At 57.5% G+C, this 18,335-nt stretch carries 14 protein-coding genes; 5 read left to right on the top strand and 9 right to left on the bottom strand.

Features of this window, described 5'->3' with window-relative positions:
• From QZL66_RS01600 to QZL66_RS01620, 5 genes are all read right to left on the bottom strand, one after another.
• Nucleotides 1-1,114 (bottom strand): hypothetical protein (locus QZL66_RS01600; protein ID WP_293601761.1); only part of this gene is annotated, 1,114 nt, incomplete at its 3' end.
• Nucleotides 1,111-2,232, bottom strand: coding sequence for a DUF58 domain-containing protein (locus QZL66_RS01605; RefSeq protein WP_022410019.1), 1,122 nt, complete (start codon nt 2,230-2,232; stop codon nt 1,111-1,113). The genes QZL66_RS01600 and QZL66_RS01605, both read right to left, overlap by 4 nt.
• Nucleotides 2,220-3,167 carry an AAA family ATPase gene (locus QZL66_RS01610; protein ID WP_022410020.1) on the bottom strand — a complete coding sequence of 316 codons (948 nt, stop codon included), beginning with the start codon at nt 3,165-3,167 and terminating at the stop codon, nt 2,220-2,222. Before QZL66_RS01610 ends, QZL66_RS01605 begins: the two co-directional genes overlap by 13 nt.
• Before the next feature lie 139 nt (nt 3,168-3,306).
• Nucleotides 3,307-5,073: an ABC transporter ATP-binding protein gene (locus QZL66_RS01615; protein WP_022410021.1), complete on the bottom strand. Its 1,767-nt coding sequence runs from the start codon at nt 5,071-5,073 to the stop codon at nt 3,307-3,309.
• A 15-nt stretch (nt 5,074-5,088) separates the two neighbouring features.
• Nucleotides 5,089-6,801, bottom strand: coding sequence for an ABC transporter ATP-binding protein (locus tag QZL66_RS01620; RefSeq protein ID WP_022410022.1), 1,713 nt, complete (start codon nt 6,799-6,801; stop codon nt 5,089-5,091).
• Nucleotides 6,802-6,960: 159 nt separating this feature from the next.
• Between QZL66_RS01620 and QZL66_RS01625 the strand changes: the two genes are divergently transcribed.
• Nucleotides 6,961-7,707: a M23 family metallopeptidase gene (locus QZL66_RS01625; protein WP_022410023.1), complete on the top strand. Its 747-nt coding sequence runs from the start codon at nt 6,961-6,963 to the stop codon at nt 7,705-7,707.
• A 47-nt stretch (nt 7,708-7,754) separates the two neighbouring features.
• Here the strand turns inward: QZL66_RS01625 and QZL66_RS01630 are convergent, their stop codons facing one another.
• Together QZL66_RS01630 and QZL66_RS01635 are read right to left on the bottom strand one after the other, a co-directional pair.
• Nucleotides 7,755-8,366 (bottom strand): DUF3267 domain-containing protein, encoded by a 612-nt coding sequence (locus QZL66_RS01630; RefSeq protein ID WP_022410024.1) that lies wholly within the window; start codon nt 8,364-8,366, stop codon nt 7,755-7,757.
• 11 nt (nt 8,367-8,377) lie between these two features.
• Complete coding sequence (locus QZL66_RS01635) at nt 8,378-9,649, bottom strand: CapA family protein (RefSeq protein ID WP_022410025.1); 1,272 nt, start codon at nt 9,647-9,649, stop codon at nt 8,378-8,380.
• A 219-nt stretch (nt 9,650-9,868) separates the two neighbouring features.
• Between QZL66_RS01635 and QZL66_RS01640 the strand changes: the two genes are divergently transcribed.
• On the top strand, nt 9,869-11,338 hold the full coding sequence (locus QZL66_RS01640; RefSeq protein ID WP_022410026.1) for a spore germination protein: 1,470 nt from the start codon (nt 9,869-9,871) through the stop codon (nt 11,336-11,338).
• Nucleotides 11,331-12,329: a GerAB/ArcD/ProY family transporter gene (locus tag QZL66_RS01645; RefSeq protein WP_022410027.1), complete on the top strand. Its 999-nt coding sequence runs from the start codon at nt 11,331-11,333 to the stop codon at nt 12,327-12,329. Before QZL66_RS01640 ends, QZL66_RS01645 begins: the two co-directional genes overlap by 8 nt.
• A gap of 699 nt (nt 12,330-13,028) precedes the next feature.
• Here QZL66_RS01645 and QZL66_RS01650 read toward each other — a convergent pair.
• Both QZL66_RS01650 and QZL66_RS01655 read right to left on the bottom strand, forming a co-directional pair.
• On the bottom strand, nt 13,029-14,456 hold the full coding sequence (locus tag QZL66_RS01650; RefSeq protein ID WP_293601762.1) for a hypothetical protein: 1,428 nt from the start codon (nt 14,454-14,456) through the stop codon (nt 13,029-13,031).
• 1 nt (nt 14,457) lies between these two features.
• Nucleotides 14,458-15,126: a uracil-DNA glycosylase gene (locus tag QZL66_RS01655; RefSeq protein ID WP_022410030.1), complete on the bottom strand. Its 669-nt coding sequence runs from the start codon at nt 15,124-15,126 to the stop codon at nt 14,458-14,460.
• 320 nt (nt 15,127-15,446) lie between these two features.
• Between QZL66_RS01655 and secD the strand changes: the two genes are divergently transcribed.
• Together secD and secF are read left to right on the top strand one after the other, a co-directional pair.
• Nucleotides 15,447-16,868: a preprotein translocase subunit SecD gene (gene secD / locus QZL66_RS01660; RefSeq protein ID WP_022410031.1), complete on the top strand. Its 1,422-nt coding sequence runs from the start codon at nt 15,447-15,449 to the stop codon at nt 16,866-16,868.
• Entirely contained in the window at nt 16,852-17,853 is a 1,002-nt protein-coding gene (gene secF / locus QZL66_RS01665; RefSeq protein ID WP_022410032.1) for a protein translocase subunit SecF, read from the top strand. The genes secD and secF overlap by 17 nt, the downstream gene beginning before the upstream one ends.
• Nucleotides 17,854-18,335: the final 482 nt, after the last annotated feature.

Raw genomic sequence — 18,335 nt, forward strand, 5'->3', positions numbered from 1 at the left:
ACTTCTCCCCGTCCGGTGCCATGCGGCTGTATCTGCGGTAGGCGTGCCGCCACTGCCGTCTGGAATTTCCCGGCGCCGAACGGGAGAACGCAGCCTCTCCCACTTGTAAATTTTCCACATAATCACAGTATGCGCCGTCGTCGGATTCCTCCACGGGATGGGCGTTCCAGTGCGCCAGAAACCAGCTGCGCAGATGATACCAAAAGCGCCGGACTGCCTGCCAGACCTCCCGCCGTTTCCAGACCAGCACCGCAACAATCGCCGCCCAGCACAGAATCCAGAAGAACGTGGAGAGCCACGTGCTCCACCAGGGCGCCGACTGCTGCGCCAGTTCACCCGCTTCCTCCGCAACTTCCGAGGACTCCTCCGAAGTGCCGTTGCCGGAAAAGCAGTTGAGAAACCACCGCAATGCCGCCCAGAGCACTGTCAAAATTTTCGTAAGGAGCCAGCGCACGCCGTGGGCAGCCGGTTTGCTGCACAGGAGCAGGAGTCCCCCGATGCCAAACAAAGCACCCATGAGCAGCCGGTTTCGGCGCTGCACCTCCCGTGGCAGCTCCCACTCCTCTCCATCTCTGCCGTGCAGAACACGCCGGAGCGCCTCCTGATTGTGTGCTGCCGCAAAGACCGCACTCTGTCCCGCCAGAAGCAGCACATGCGGCAAACCGGAGGCATTGGGACAGTGCAGGCGGAGCAGCAGTCCGGCAGCCACCTCCCACGTGCAAACGCCGGCAAAGACATAGGGATGCGCCAGCGTTTCCGGCGGGAGAAAGAGCAGACGAGTGCCGCCAAAGAATGCGCCGGCAGCAGCAGCGCCCAGCAGGATCCGAAAGAAAACCGTATCCAGCGGCGCCAGAAATGCAGCGCCAACACCCGCCAGTGCAGAAAGCGTCCACAGCGCACTGTTCACCCATCTGGGATGGCGGTAGTAGGTGCGGCACACCAGCAGAATCCCGCCCAGTCCCAGCCAGAGCAGCAGTGCCAGAAGTCCAGCCATGCCCCACGCAGACAGACCGGCAGGTTTGCCGTCCCACACGCAGAGCAGCGCCGTCAGAGGATAGGCGCACGCCGTCAGCGATGCGATCAATGCCAGATGCAGGGCTGTTCGTCCGTTCATGCGTTCGTTCCTCCCTCCGAAAATTCCGGCACCAGACAGTCCGCACAGTGCGCCAGATCTCTGGCGTTCCCCGTGACTGCCACAGCGCCGTGCGTCCGCTGTTTCCATGCGGCAACAGACGCATCGCTATACGGCGTGACCAGAAGCAGCTGCTCCCCCCAACCGGACGGTGCGCCCTGTGCCAGCAGCTTCGGCATGGACAGCAGCGATTCCAGCCGGAGCTGCGCCAGAAGCGCCATGCTCTGCCGGTACATGGATGCGCCGGTGCCGTACCGGGTGCGGATTCCGCTGCCGTTTTCCCCCGATTCGCCGATACAGAGCCGGACAGACCGCCCCTGCTGCAGCGCCTCCCAAAGACACTGGGCGCACACACGGATGGTGTGCTCCTGCAATGGCGCATCCTGTGTCATTCTGCCGGCATCCGCCGGATGGGTTTCCAGACACAGCAGAATGGTCATGGTTTTCTGTGCCGTCGGCTCCTGCTTGCGCACCAGAAGCGTTCCGGCGTGTGCCGACGCCTTCCAATGTATCTGGTTCCATGCATCCCCCGCCGCATAGGGACGGATGCCCGCCGTCAGAAACGGATCGGAGAAAATGCTCTGCGCCACGGGACGCTCTCCCATTCCCATACGGAAGCACTTGGGCAGCAGCAGTCCGGCGCTGCAAAACCGCCTGGGAAACACCGTCAGCGTTCCGCCCAGTTCCTCCGCCGGAAGGGAGAGCCGCACCGCTCCCAGCAAGTCCGCCGTCACCAGCACCACATGCTCCACCGCATATACGCCACGCTTTTCACAGGTCACCTGCCAGACACGGCTGACCCTGGCGTGGCCACGCACCGAGAAAAATCCCGTGACAAATCGGGTGGAACCGCTTACCGTGCTGTGGGACTCCGGAAAGTCCAGCCACGGCGACAGGGTCAGCTCCGCCTTCATCCACGGAATGGGCAGCGCCTTGTCGTTGGTCACGGTTTCGGTAAAGGAAACCGTTTCGCCCTCTGTGGCGTGGGCATCGGAGAACTGACAGCGGTAGGACAGCCCACGAAGCCCATATTTCTGATACAGTCCGATCTCGGCAAAGAGCACCAGCAGGATTAGACCGATTCCCACTAACAGTTCCATGCAGTTTCCTTTGGCACCGGCACCTGTTCCAGCAGCTCCTGCACCACCTGACGGCATACGGCGCTTTGCTCCGTCCAGACGTTCCCCTGCACCTGCATCCGGTGCGCCATGCTGTCCGCTGCCAGATGCTTGATGTCGTCGGGGATGACATAGCTGCGCCCCTGCATGGCTGCAAACGCCTTGGAAACCCGCAGCAAGTCCAGCATGCCACGGGTGCTCAGTCCCAGCTGCACCTGCGGATGCTGACGGGATGCCTGCGTCAGATCCGCCAGATATTCCTGCACCGCACGGGAAACCGCCACCTGTTCCAGTTCCCTGCGTGCTGCCACGATCTGCTGCGCCGAGATCACCGGCACAGGCACTGGCATGGTCATGGGACGGGACAGCAGCGCCAGCTCCTGCTCCCGCTCCGGATAACCGAGGGAGAGACACAGCAGAAAGCGATCCAGCTGCGCCTCCGGCAGCGGAAATGTTCCTTCCATCTCCACCGGGTTCTGGGTGGCAATGACAAAGAACAGCGCATCCAGGGGGTGCGTGGTGCCGTCCACGGTAACCTGATGCTCCTCCATGCACTCCAGCAGTGCGGACTGGGTGCGTGGTGTGGCACGGTTGATCTCGTCCGCCAGCAAAATCTGGGTGAACACAGCACCCTCCCGAAAGACAAAGCGCTTCTCCGCCGGATCAAAAATGCTGACTCCCACCAGATCGGACGGCATCAGATCCGGCGTAAACTGGATGCGCCGGAATGTCGCCTCCATGGACTGCGCCAGTGTTCGTGCCAGCGTGGTCTTTCCCGTTCCGGGAATGTCGTTAAGGAGCACGTGCCCGCCGCAGAGCAGCGCTGCAAGCAGCTTGTCCACCACATCCTCCTTGCCCAGAATCACCTGCGAAATGCTGTTTCGCAGCGCCTGTGTTACTTCCTGTATTTTTGACATTGTGTGATATTCCTTTCTAAAAGCACTCGATTGTTTCCATATGATATCATACCACATCTGCCCCGTCCTGTCCAGACGCAAAACAGGCGGACAGAAAATTTTCCGTCCGCCTGCGCTAAAAATTCATTTCCTGATTACATTACGCTTCCGCAGCCTCGGCCTCGGCATCTGCAAACTGGCTCTGGTACAGCTTTGCATAGAAGCCCTGCTGTGCCATCAGCGTTTCGTGCGTGCCCTGCTCCATGATATCGCCGTGATTCATCACCAGAATCCAGTCCGCACTCTTAATGGTAGAAAGCCGGTGGGCGATGATAAAGCTGCTCTTTCCAGCCATCAGCTTTTCGAATGCCTTCTGAATGCGCTGTTCTGTGCGCAGGTCGATGCTGCTGGTCGCTTCATCCAGAATCAGGAACGGCGGGTCTGTCAGCATGATACGGGCGATACAGAGCAGCTGCTTCTGTCCCTGTGAGAGTCCGCTGCCGTCCTCGGTGAGCACGGTGTCGTACCCCTTGGGCAAACGGCGGATAAAGCCGTCGGCATAGGCAGCCTTGGCAGCCGCTTCGATCTCCTCCCGTGTGGCATCAGGTCGGCTATAGGCGATGTTCTCCGCAACCGTACCGGTGAAGAGCCACGTTTCCTGTAGCACCATGCCGTAGCAGGCACGCAGGCTGTCCCGTGTCACCTTACTGATGTTCTGCCCTGTGACGGAGATCGTGCCGCCGTCCACATCGTAGAACCGCAGCAGCAGATTGATAAGCGTCGTCTTTCCGCAGCCGGTGGGGCCGACAATGGCAATCTTCTGCCCGTTGCGCACCTTGAGGTTGAAGTCCGTAATCAGCGGACGGGAGGGCACATAGGAGAACTTCACGTGGGACAGTTCCATGGTGCCGTCGCAGTTTTGCAGCGTCGGAAGATGGCTGTCGTCCGATTCCACCGGTTCGTCGATGGCATCGAATACACGCTTGGCAGATGCCACGGCATTTTGCAGTTCCGCCACAACGCCGCTGATCTCATTGAACGGTTTGGTATACTGATTGGCAAAGGTGAGGAAGCTTGCCAGCTGACCGACGGTGATGGTGCCGATGAGGGGCACATTTCCCGTTGCCGCCAGTGCGCCGCAGATGCCGACTGCCGCATAGATCAGGGCGTTGACGAATCGGGTGCTGGGGTTGGCGAGCGAACCAAAGAACGTTGCCCTGGCACCGGTGCGCTGCAATTCCAGATTGTATTCGTTGAAGCGCTTCTCCGCCCGTGCCTCATAGTTGAACGCTTTCACAACCTTCTGCGAACCGATCATCTCCTCGGTGAGTCCGCCCAGCGCACCACGTGCCTCAGAGGATTTCAGGTAGGAGGAACGGGACATCTGCGTCAGCTTCGCAGCCACCAGCAGCGAGAGCGGTGTCAGAATCACCACCAGAATGGTGATGGGGATGTTGATGGTCAGCATGAACACCAGCGTTCCCAGAATGGTGAAGATTCCCGTGATAAACTGGGTGAACGCCTGTAAAAAGCCGTCCGAGATGATCTCCATGTCGGACACGGCACGGCCAATCAGGTCGCCCCGTGTCTGCCGATCCAGATAACTTAGGGGGACGTGCTGCAAATGGGTGAAGAGATCGCAGCGCAGCTCACGAATGGTATTGGCGGCAAGGCGGTTGGTGCAAAGCGCCATCAGCCACTGGAACAGGGCGCTGACGGCAATGGTTGCCGCCAGAACGATGGCAACCTTTCCGAGGGCGGGGAAATCTACCTTGTGCGTCCCCGCCACGCAGTCCACTGCCTTACCGATGAGCACCGGCACAAACAGGGAGAGCCCCGTTCCGATGAGGGCAAAGAACAGCATTCCCACCACTTCTTTCCGGCAGGACTTTGCATAGGATAAAATACGCCGAATGACAGAAAACATATGCCTCTTCCCTCCTTACTGCATCTGGGTGCGGTAGATATCCGCATACACCGGACAGTGTTCCAACAGCTGGTCATGAGTGCCATAGCCCACGCAGAAGCCGTCGTCCATGACCAGAATGTGATCTGCATGCTGAATGGAAGTGGCACGCTGAGACACAATGATCTTGGTGACGTTCTGCATCTTCGTCTGAAGCGCACGGCGCAGCGCCAGATCTGTGGCATAGTCCAGTGCACTCATGCTGTCGTCCAGAATCAGCACAGAAGGCTTGCCGGTAATGGCACGGGCAATGGTCAGGCGCTGTTTCTGTCCGCCGGACAGGCTTCTGCCGCCCTGCGCCACCGGTGTCTGCAAGCCGTTTTCCGTCTGGCTGACGAACTCCCACGCCTGTGCGATCTGACACGCCTCGATCATCTGGTTCTCATCTGCGTCAGCGTTGCCCCAGCGAAGGTTGTCCGCAATGGTGCCGCTGACCAGCGAGGCTTTCTGCGGTACGACGCCAATCAGGTCACGGAGAGAGTCCAGCGTGTACTTCCGCACGTCCTCGCCGTACAGCTGCACGCTGCCCTCGGTGACGTCATAGAAGCGGGGAATCAGATTAATGATGGTACTCTTGCCGCTGCCGGTACCGCCGATGATGCCCAGCGTTTCACCGGCATTCAGAGAAAAGCTGATGTCGTGCAGTGCCGGTTCGCCGCCGTCCGGATAGGCAAAGGTGACGTGGTCGAAAGTCAGCACCGGAACCTGTTCCTTTTCGGTTGCGTTCAGGCTGCCGCTTCGGATATCCGGCTCCTCCGCCAGAACGTCCGAGATACGCTTGGCAGATGCCGCCGCCTTATTAAAAGAAACGAGCAATTCCGCCATTCGCACCATGGAGAGTGCGATCTGCGTCATATAGTTGACGAAAGCGGTCAGTTCGCCCTGCGTCAGGTGTCCTGTATCCACACGAATGCCGCCAAACCAGAGCACAGCGACGATTCCCATGTTCATGATAAAGAACGAGGCTGGGTTGAGAATAGAGCCCACCCGTCCCACGATGATGGAGCGGCGGGCAAAGACATCGCAGTCCTCCCGATAGGAGCCGATCTCCTCCTGCTGTCTGGAAAACGCACGAATGACACGCACGCCGTCCAGATTCTCCCGTGTGTGGCGGGCGATGTTGTCCAGCTTGCTCTGGTTCTTTCCGTACTGGGGAATCGTCCAGCTTGTCACGGAATAGAGCAGAATCCCGATCACCGGAATGGCGATGAGGAAAATGACGGACAGCTTCAGATCAATGCGCATTGCCATGATTGCCGCACCGATGATCAGGAACGGGCAGCGTGTGGCAAGGCGGATCATCATGTTCAGACCGGACTGCACCGTGTTGGTGTCGCTGGTGATTCGGGTAATCAAAGACGCCGTTCCAAGCCGGTCAATCTCGCTGTGGGAGAGCGTGTTCACGTGATGATACAGCTCCCGCCGCAGCGCCGTGCCGAATCCGTAGGCGCACTTTGCGGCAAAGTACTGGCAGATCACCGCAAAGCACAAGCCGCACGCCGCCAGAATCAGCATCACGCCGCCCATCTTCCAGATGTAGCCCGCATCCCGATTGGCAATACCAACGTCAATGATTTTGGCAGTGACCAGCGGAACGATCAGTTCGAAGATGGCTTCCAGCAGCTTGAACACCGGCCCCAGAATGCACTCCTTCCAGTATCCCTTCATATAGGGGATCAACCGTTTCATACAAACACTCCTTTTGGGACAGCACTGCATAAAAATTGCGGACAACGTCTGGTGCTGTCTTTTGTTTTGTCTTTTTATTATATCTCACTTTCCGGAAATTTGCAAGGGATGCGTATAAATATTTACCGGCGGAGCAGAATAAGGGCGGAGGTGGTTTGTATGAAAAACCAAGCAAAACACAGCGCCGCACGATTCCGCGGATTCTACACGGCGCTTGGCATCAGCCTTGCCATGATCGGCGCAGCCTGTTTCTTTGCGTACCGGCAGACCAGCAGCACGCTAGAGGAAAATCTGAATTCCCTCACGGAAATTGCAGAACTGCCCACGGCTGCCGTCACGGATCAGATTCAGGCGCCGGTCATCGGCGTCAAAACCGACGTCGCCAAGGAAACACAGACCGTCACGTCCGCAGCAGCACAGACGCAGGCAGAAACGCAGGCGGAAACCGAGGCGCTCACCGATGCCCCTGAAACACAGCCGGAGGCAGAAGCGCCGGCGCATCACCTGACTGCACCCCTGACGGAATACACGGTGCTGACACCGTTCAGTGCCGGCGAGCTGGTAAAATCGGAGACCACCGGTACATGGCAGACGCACAACGGTGTGGATCTTGCCTGTGAAGCCGGTTCGGATGTATACGCCATCGACATCGGCACGGTGTCCAGTGTCTGCAACGATGCGCTGTGGGGCTATACCGTCACCATCGACCACGACAACGGCGTAACCAGCCGGTACTGCGGGTTGGACGGTTCTCTGGAAGTGCGGGAGGGCGATGCCGTCCAGAGCGGACAGAAGCTGGGAACAGCGGGAAATACCGCCGATATTGAGAGCTCGCAGGACTCCCATCTGCATCTGGAGATCCGCAGGAGCGGAGAATATCTCGACCCCATGGCATATTTGCAATAGCCAAACAAAAACTGGTACAGCGCTCGAACTGTACCAGTTTTCCGTTTTCATTTTGTCTGACGCACGTCATTTGAATTTTCCGGCAGATACCAGTAGGAGTGGAAGCCATAAAGGTACGTTCTTGCCCCCTTGGGCATCTGTATCAAAGCATTGATGACATTGTAATAGTCCCCGATGCCCATAGGGATGGAAGTTGCTCCCAGTACCCCCAGAAATCCCAGCTGCGGAAAAATCAGATACAGCAGAAACGGCACAAACCCGAACACCAGATTCGGCATCAGGCTCATCACAACGAAACGGCTCTTGCTCATATCTTCCGGCGCAACCACGAACAGCAGCCCGTTTTTCAGATTGGCGTAGATATACGCCTCTTTCCGGCAGCAAATGGCGTGAATAAACTCATGGGGAATCAGACAGGCAAGTGCGACCAGAATTCCTGCCCAATATACGTAAAAATGCTCCACGATCACATCAAAACCGCCACGTAGCAGTACGATGGCATATGTTACTGCCAAAAGCGGAACGGAAAGCAAATTCAAAATCAGCCCCAACTTTTTTATGTTGTCAATTTCTTTGAACTTCACCGCATTGGGCTTGTGCTCTCCGTGCGGCAGGTGTTCCACATTGCCGTCAAAATTTCCCTTCCATTTGATTCGCATTCCCGTTCTCCTCAGTCATACTTCCGGAACTGTTCCGGTACAGAGGTGTCGAACATTTCCTTGATCTTCGCCATGTTCCAGATCTGGTAGTCCGGACCGGTGCTGGACACGCAGTACGGCAGACCATGCTGGGCAGCCAGCTCGTCGTTATACATGCTGTAGGGGTACAGGCGCAGGTTGGACAGGTTCGAGCCCTCATAGTGGGTGATGATGGGCGAGACCTGCACGTCCTCCACCGTCACCATGCCGTCCGGCTGCACCACCAGCTGAAAGTCTGCCAGCTCGCTGATCAGGTTGAAGTTGTCGGTCTGGGCGGAGATAAAGTTCCCCAGCGAATAAAAGACAAAGCCCTGCGTGCCGTCGTCACGGGTCAGATACTCCATAGTCTGCGCCACGTGAGGATGTGTGCCGATGATGACATCCGCACCCCAGTTGATGATCTTCTGCGCCGTCGCCTTCACGCCGTCCCGCACAGTATAGGTGTCCTCATCGCCCCAGTGGCAGGTGACAACGACCACATCAGCGATCTGCTTCGCCTCCTCGATCTGCTTCTGGATCAGATCGTCCTGCGTGGTGAACGCCACCTCCAGCTCGCAGTTGGCGGGAATGGAATAGCCGTTCAGGTTCTCCGCATAGCCCAGAAACGCCACTGTTTTTCCATTGACCTCCTTGGTGCGGATGTGCTGCATGTCCACATAGTCCCGATACGCCCCGTATGTCAGGATGTCCGGATGCTTGGCGCACTGGGCATCCCAGTAGTCCAGACAGGAGGTCAGACCGCCCACACCCTTGTCCAGCAGGTGGTTGTTGCACAGGGTGATGATGTTGAATCCCATGTCGATGACCTCATCGCCCAGCGGCATGGGCGCATTGAAGTTGAAATCTCTGCCGGTGATCTCATAGTCCCCGTTGCAGATCAGCACCTCCTGATTGATGATGTTCAGGTCGCCGTCAATCAGCCCCTTCACATTGTCATAGCAATAGTCGAAGTTGTATTCCTCTCCGTTTTCGGCGTGTGCCTTGGCGCTGTTATAGACGCACTCCTGCACCAGATTGTCTCCCACTGCCACCACATGAATGGAAGTTGCACCGTCCGCAGCAGTGTCGCCGGTGTTCTCGCCGGATGTGAGTTCGCCTCCCGCCGTAGCAGCAGCCGGCGCATCTGCCGGAACTGCCTCGCTCTCGCCGATTGCCTTGGTACCGCCGCATCCCGTCAGTGCGCCAAGGAGCAGCACCGCTGCACTCAACAGTCCGGCAGACTGTCTGATGGTTTTTCCCCGCATAAGCCTTCTCCCTTTTTCTAAAAAAATTTTCTTTTTCGTCATATCCTGACAGATATCGTTTCTAGTATAGCATATCCCAAAAGAAATTGCAATTGTTTCCGCATTTTTTTCGCAGAATCCACACACCGGAAAACAAAAAAGCATTTCTGTGCATCTTTTTTCAGCCGGCGGGAATGCTATCCTGTGAGAACAGGTCATCCAGCCAAGAAAGGAACTGCCATGAAAGAAAACCATCTGGAACAGCTGCTCCGCCAGCCCATCCGCCCCCGATTTCCGGAAAATCTCACACAAATCCGCACCATTGCCGATGGCTCTTCTGACCTGCTGGTCAACGAGTTTTTCCTCAGCGGACTCCCCGCTGCCCTCCTCTGCTGCGAGGGCATGCTCTCCACCGCCATGATTACGGAGCTGATTCTCAACCCCATCACACAAATCCAGCTGGAACAGCCCACCGCCGCCAAGCTCTTCGCCTACATCCGGAACCGGCGGCTCTTCTCCATCGACCGTGCCGAGGCAGCGACCTACGCCGATCTCTTTCGCTTCCTCAACTCCGGCTTCGCCGTCCTGATTCTGGAGGGCGCAGACAAGGCGCTGGTATTCGGCGTACAGGGCTACGACAAGCGCAGCGTCAGCGAGCCCACCGGCGAGAACAACATCATGGGCGCAAAGGACGGCTTCATTGAAGTGGTGCGGGTCAACATGTCCCTCCTGCGCCGGCGCATGAAATCGCCGCAGCTCAAGCTGGAGCTGTTCGTCAAAGGCAGCAAGAGCCAGACCGACCTGTGTCTTTGCTATATGGCAGACCGTGTTCCCAAAAAGCTGATCCAGCGCATCAAAGCCCGTCTGGACACCATGGAGCTGGAATCCATTCTCTCCTCCGGCTATGTCCAGCCCTTTCTGGAAAACCGGCGGGGCTGCTTTTTCAACACGGTGGGAACGACGCAGCGGCCGGACGTGCTCTGTGCCAAATTGCTGGAGGGACGTGTGGGACTGCTCATCGACGGAACGCCCTTTGCGCTGGTGATTCCCAAGCTGTTCTGCGAGAGCTTCCAGACCATGGACGACTACTGTTACCATCCGGTGTACACCACCTTTATTCGCTGGATCAAGTACGCTGCCTTTCTGGTGGCGGTGCTTCTGCCGTCCCTCTATCTCGCCGTGGCGCTGCACCATCCGGAGCTGCTCAACCGCACGCTGCTGCTGATTCTGGCGGATGCGGAGCAAAATGCGCCCCTCTCCCTCACGGCGGAAACGGTGGGCGTACTTCTGGTGTACGAAATGATTCGGGAGGCGGGACTGCGTCTGCCAAAGGCGGTGGGCGGAGCTGTGAGCATTGTCGCCGGACTCATCATCGGTGACGCCGCCGTTTCTTCCGGACTCATCAGCACCCCCATGCTGACCGTCACCGCCATTGCCGTCATCAGCGGTTTTGTCATTCCCGACCTGAACACCAGCATCACGCTGCTCCGCCTTGCCTTTCTATTTGCCGGCGGCATCTGGGGGCTATTCGGCATCAGCCTGCTGGGGGCAGCCGTGCTCTTCAATCTCTGCGCCGGCGAGAGCTTCGGCTTCCCCATTATGGCACCCGTTGCACCGCTCTACCGCAAGGGGCTGCGGGACACCCTGACCCGTGTCAGCTTCCGCAAGATGCAGTCCGGAAATTTCACTGTGGAGGAATATCATGAATAGTCTGCGCTCCAGCCAACTGTCTGCCATGCTCTTTCTCTCCGCCGCCTTTACCATTTTGTGCCAGACCGCCTCGTGGACGATGGAGGGCATCTTCGGCACAGGCATTGCCGTGGCAGTCCAGTTTCTGTTGTGCGTGCCGATTTTCCTGCTGTACCGGCAGGGCTTCTCCCTCTCTGACGGCGACGTAAAACACCGGCTGCTCTCGACGCTGCTGCTGGGCTATCTGCTGGTACGTGGCGGCGTGTCCTTTGTACGGCTCCAGCGTGCCTCCGATGCGCTGACGCTTCCGGTCTCCGGCAAATTTTTCGCTGCTGCCCTGATTGCGCTGGTGTGCATCTACACGGCGTCGCTGGGCATCCGTGCGCTGGCGAGAAGCAGCACGCTGATTCTGGGGCTGCTACTGTTTGCGCTGGCGGTACTCCTGCTGGGCGCAGTTCCGCAGGCAGAGCCGCAGAACCTCTCCCTTTCCACGGACGACACCATCTTCCGTGGTTTTCTCCGGGAGATGGCGTGCGCCGACGAACTGCCCCTCCTCCTGCTGCTCTTCGACCAAATGGCACACAGGCGGGTTCGGAGCACGCTGCAGTTTCTGGCGGGAAAGCTGGGGCTCTTCGCCTTTCTGGCGCTGCTTGGCATGGCGGTGCTTGGCGATCGCATGGCGCATTCGCCGCTGCCCTTTTTCTCCACCATCTCCGTTTCCCAGCCGTTCAGCACCCAGCGTGCCGATGCCCTCTATCTGGTGATTTTCGTCATGCTGTGCGTGCTGCGCATCACGCTGTTCACCGTGTTTGCCGCAAGATGCCTCGCCCGGCTGCTGCCCCGCCTGCAATACGCCAGCACCATCTGCCTCGGCGGGATGCTTGCCATCTCCGCAGCTGCCGCACACTTCTCCATCTCCGCCGTGTGGCAGATCGCCGCAATGGTGCTCTTCACCAGCCTGATTCCCCTCGGACTGCTGCTCCGACAAAAATTTGGAGGAAAAAACCCATGACACACAAGCGTTTTCTCGTTCTCCCCATGTTTCTGACCGGCGCACTACTGCTGACCGGCTGCGGTGCCACGCAGGTGCGGGATCGTGCCTACGTCCAAGGGATAGAACTGTCCCGCATCGCCGAACCGACCGTCCATCTCCACGACTTTTCCGCCGAATCTGCCGTATCCTCCGGCACCGGCAGCACCTTGGAGACAGCGCTGGAACAGGCGGCGATTCCGCTGGGAAAGGCACTGTTTCTGGGGCACTTGGAATTGATCGCCTACCACGAGGCGGCGTTCAGCGGGACGCTGGATTCCCTTATGACACAATACCGGCTCTCGCCCTCCTGTCACGTCCTGCTGCTGCCCGCCGGCACCGTCCTCGACAACACGGACACCAGCCAGCTGGGCGAACAGCTGCGCCGTGCGGAGGAGAACGGCGTGCTGCCCAAAACCAATCTTTTCGGCATCCTGCGGGAGATGGACAGCACCAGTCAGACGGCGCTGGTTCCCACGTTCATGGAGAATGGCTTCACAGCAGCAATTCTCACCCCGAAAACCCGCCGCAGCATCCTCTCCGCCGATGCTGCTGCCGGTCTCTGCTGGATTCGTGGGGACAATTTCCCCGCACAAATCGCCACGGCAAACCGGCAGACGTACCGCATTCAATCTGCCTCCACACGGCTGGCAGCGGCGGCTCACGGCGACCACGCTGACATCACCGTCCAGATTCAGCTCCGTGGGGAGGGCGACTTTTCCGCCGCACAGGAACGCATCGCTGCCCTTTGCAGCACCGCCATTGACGAATCCGTGCGGCAGGCACAAGCGGATGTGCTGGGGCTGGAGGCGTGTCTGCGGAGCCAGTGCCATCGCTTCTACACCAGCCACGACTGGAGCGAGGTGCTCTCTGCGCTGGAATTTCACATTCAGATACAGGAACGAAACTAATCCCCAAAATATGCTGGTTTAGATTGCGTAAAAGCATAAAGTGCAACAAATGAGGCTCCCCTGAAAGGGGTGATTCCCCATGGAATGGGGACTGTACGAAAAAGGCATCCTGCTCCGGCTGGGGCAGTGCTGCCAATGCTTTTTTTGCCAGCGGCAGCACAGTAAATACCAGCCGTGTCCCCAGCAGCCAGCACCAGTCCGCAGCTTGTTCCGGAGCACATTGCCGCAGTTGGTCGGCTATGGTTTGCAGCAGCTGCGGCGTGACCTTGCCGGACTCCCACTTCCACGGCAGGAAATCTTTCCCCAGCGGTTCGGGGTATTCCGGCTGGCACAGCTGCATCTCTCCGGAAAAGAGAATCCCCTTTTGCCGGCAGAAACAGAAGTATGCCGCCAGTACCTGCTGCCGATCGTTTTCGTCAGTTCCAAACAGGCGGCACACTTTTCGCTCTGCTGTAAGGGCAATGCCGCCCAGCAGCCGGTTGCATCTCCACAGCAGCCAGCTTTCCGTGCTGCCGTCATCTGCGGAAAAACCGCCGGAAACCGGCTGCAACAGGTACGAAGCAGACCGATTTTCAAAATATAGTATTCCAAACTGAGTTTCCAAGAAAGTGCAAAGCTTTGCATGGGAGAGATCGTGCTTCTTTCGCCTGCCATATTCTTCCCGCCGGAATTGCCCCAGTGCCTCAGTCAGGTCGGCAGCGTCGGAGAGCGTTTTCAAATGATTGACAGAGGGAATTTCGCCGCCCACCCAGCGAAAATCGTGCCGGAGAAACTGCGTTTCCAACATTCTGTTGTACGCATAATCGAAAAATGCGAAGCAGCGGCTTCCCAGAGCCTGTTCCGTATCCCGCCGTCGCTGTCTGCCGGCTTTGGAAAAGTAATAGGCTGCTATTTCCGGAAGCAGTGCCGCATACTTGCCGTGGTAGCGGGTGGAAAGACGGCGAATCGTCCACCCATTTCCTTGCAGCGTGACAGAGGCTGTCCCTTCCGGCAAAAGTGCCGTCATGGTGTAATCGTCGAATCCGTCATCACACCGCTTGATGCAGTCGGAGAAGTATCCTGTGACGAACATCTGCGTTCCCGTGGTTTCCTCCGTGAGAATCGCCGATGGGATCTTCTCCAGCAGCAGGCTGTATTGTTTCAGACAGTGCCGCAGAAAATCCATGTCGCAGTACTGCCAGCGATAGAAATATGCCATGTCAGATGCTCCAGTCGATCTCCGGCAGCCCGTGTTCTCGCAGGAAGGCGTTTGCCTTGGAGAAATGCTTGCAGCCGAAGAAGCCATGATAGGCGGACAGAGGGCTGGGGTGTGCGGCAGTCAGCACCAGATGCTGGGGGTGCTGGATCAGGGCTTTCTTTGCCTTGGCGTTGTTGCCCCAGAGCAGGAACACCACCGGTTCTTCCCGCTGGTCCAGCAGCCGGATGACATCGTCTGTGAACTGCTCCCAGCCCTTGCCCTTGTGGGAATTCGCCTGTCCGGCACGCACCGTCAGCACCGTGTTCAGCAGCAGCACGCCGTGCTTTGCCCAGTTGGTCAGCTCGCCGTGCTTGCCGGTGTTGTCGATGCCCACATCGTCCTTGATCTCCTTGAAGATGTTCACCAGCGACGGCGGCGGAGCCACGCCTTTCCGCACGGAAAAGCTGAGCCCGTGCGCCTGATTGGGGTTGTGGTAGGGATCCTGCCCCAGAATCACCGCCCGCACCTTGGCATAGGGGGTGTATTTCAGGGCGTTGAAGATGTCATACATGCCGGGGTAGATCGTATAGTTCCGGTATTCCTCCATGAGGAATTTCCGCAGGTTCTGATAATAGGTCTTGGCGAACTCGCCGTCTAAGATGGTGTCCCAGTCGTTTCCGAAATGTACCATTTGCAAAGCTCCTTCTCTTTGTGTTGCACAGGATATGATACCATTATATCATAAGGACAGCGGGATTGCAACGCCGGCGGGGAAAGTTTTCCCCGGAAATTTGGAGACCTCGCCGAATTTAAATCTTTCAAATCGGCAATGTTGTACAAGTTTTGCCGCGGCTATTGACTAATTGCGAATTTTAGCATATAATAATAAGTAATTGTCAGTCGTGCATGCTGCCGCAGAGGCTCGTCCCCTGCACTGCCGCCATGCACACGCAAGCACACATATTTTGCGGCGCTGGGACAGACAGCCGCCGCACCACAGGAGGCTAAATCGTGAGAAAAGTGAAAAAACCCGTTTTCTTCATCGTATTTGCCGTCATCGCCCTGTTCACCCTCACCACCCTCTTTGGCGTGCACTCCCAGTACGGCGACATCGTGACCACCTATGTTCACGGGGTCGACGATATCCGTCTGGGCATCGACATCCAAGGCGGTGTAGACGTTACCTTTGAACCGGCAGACGACGTAGATGCAACGAAGGAACAAATGGACGCTGCGCTGGAGACCATCAAGCTCCGTCTGGCAAACCAGAACATCAGCGACAGCGAAACGTATCTGGACTACAAGAGCAACCGCATTATCGTCCGCTTCCCCTGGCAGGCAGGCGAAACGAACTTCGATCCGGAAGCTGCGGTCAAGGAGCTGGGCGAAACCGCCGAGCTGACATTCCGCAAGGGCACCGACACCGCCTATGACGACAACGGCGACACCGTTCCCGCCGGCGAGATCGTTCTGACGGGTGCCGACGTGGAGAGCGCCGGAACCGGTGCCACACAAGACGACTCCACCAAGGAATACACCTATATGGTCACCCTGAACCTGAACGACAGCGGTAAGGAAAAGTTCTATGAGGCAACCTCGGAACTGTACCAGTCCAAGGGTCAGATCTCCATCTGGATGGACAACACCATGATCTCTGCGCCCTCTGTCAGCGCCGTGATCTCAGATGGCAAGGCCACCATTACCGGCAACTTCACCTACGAGAGCGCCAAGGAGCTGGCAGACAAGATCAACGCCGGCGCACTGCCGTTCTCGCTGGAAACCACAAGCTTCAAGACCATCTCCCCGACCATGGGCGAGGGTGCGCTGAACGCCATGATCATCGCCGGCATCATCACGCTGGCATGCATCGTCATCTACATGATCGTTCTGTACCGCCTGCTGGGTGTGGTTGCTTCCATCACCCTGATCGGACAGGTTGCCGGCATGCTGGCAGCAGTTTCGGGCTGGTTCGGCTTCATGTCCAGCAGCACGCTGACGATCCCCGGCATTGCGGGTATCATCCTCTCCGTGGGCATGGGTGTTGATGCCAATATCATCACCGGCGAGCGTATCCGTGAGGAGCTGCGCAAGGGCAAGACGCTGGACACTGCACTGCAGTCCGGTTATCACCGTGCGTTCAGCGCCATCTTCGACGGCAACCTCACCGGTATCATTGTTGCCATCGTCCTCATGGGCGCATTCGGCGTTCCCAGCAGCATCTGGGCAAAACTGTTCAACAAGATCTTCTTCTTCTTCGGCGCAACCACCGAGGGCGTTATCTACTCCTTCGGCTTCACGCTGATGACCGGTCTGATCATGAACTTTATCATGGGCGTACTGGCTGCAAGACTCCTGACCATGTCGCTGTCTGGCTTCAAGTGCTTCCAGAACAAAAAGCTTTACGGAGGTGATATCCATGTCAAAGCAGACTAATCCGGAAAAAGAGGGAAAGAAATACGACGTGGACGTCAAGGTCCGCAACTTCTGCGGCAAGGCGAAGATCTTTTTCATCATCTCCCTCGCATTGATCGTCATCTCGCTGCTCTCCACCTTCACCGGCGTGGACATTGCGCTGGAATTCAAGGGCGGTACCATCATCACCTACAGCTATATGGGCGACATGGACGAGTCCAAGCTGGAAAAGGAGCTGACTGCTCTGGTCGGCTCTGCGGTCAACGCACAGGAGGGCGAGAGCCTGGAGGGCAACGCCCACACCCTGTCCCTCTCCTTCAGCTCCAACGAGGGTCTGACCGTAGAACGGCAGGCAGAGGTTACCGACAAGATCCAGGAACTGTATCCGGACAGCCAGCTGGAACTGCTGGACTCCAACGACGTTGACGCACGTTCCGGCGGCGAGTTCTTCGCCAAGTGCCTCGTTGCAGCAGCATTTGCAGCACTGATCCTGATCGTTTACATCGCCTTCCGGTTCAAGCAGATCAGCGGCTGGTCCGCCGGCGTGTGCGCCGTACTGGGACTGCTCTCCACACTGGTGGTCACCTACGGCAGCGTTGTGCTCATCGGCTTCGAGATCGACTCCAACTTCATGGCAGTCATCCTGACGCTGCTGGGCTATGCCATCAACGATACGATCATCATCTACGACCGTATCCGTGAGAACCAGACACTGCTCCCCGGCATGCAGATCGAGGATCTGGTCAACATCAGTTCCTCTCAGTCCCTGCGCCGAAGCATCCGGACCTCCGTCACCACATTCAGCTCCATGCTGATCGTGACCATTGTTTCTCTGGTTATGGGTCTGGATTCCATCCTGAGCTTCTCCGTTCCCATGATGGTGGGCATCGCAATGGGTACTTACAACTCCATCTGCTTCGTTCCCAGCCTGTGGGTATGGTGGCAGAAAAAGCGTGGCATCTCCGTTCTTGCTCCGGTAAAGACCAAGAAAAAAGCCAACGCATAAATTCCGGTAAATTTATCATTCTAACAGCGTCTGTCCCCCTTGGGGACGGGCGCTGTTTCCTTTTGGACACGGAAATCAATTTTCAAAAATATGCCGATTTAAGTTGTGCAAAATTATGAGGTTTGACAAATGAGGCTCCCCTGAAAGGGGTGATTCCCCATGGAATGGGGAAATGTCACGAAGTGACAAAAGGGGACCGCTCGGTAAGAGCTGGCAGTGCGTAGCACTGACTGAGGGGTTTCCCCACTTAATACCGAAAACATCATAAAAAATTTTACGAAAAAACCTCTCCACCGCCTATCGGCGGTCCCCCTCCCCTTTCAGGGGAGGCTTTAGAAGATAATTGATTCGGATGCATTGGCATTCATTTGACGTTCCTCGGGAAATGTGCTACAATAAACACAGAAACCTGATGCGGTTCGGGAGCGCTGGTGTGTGTACAGAAACCTCTGACAAAACCAGCGGACACGGCACGCCGTGTC

The sequence above is a fragment of the Ruminococcus sp. CAG:330 genome (assembly GCF_000437175.1).
Taxonomy (GTDB): Bacteria; Bacillota; Clostridia; order Oscillospirales; family Ruminococcaceae; genus Ruminococcus_C.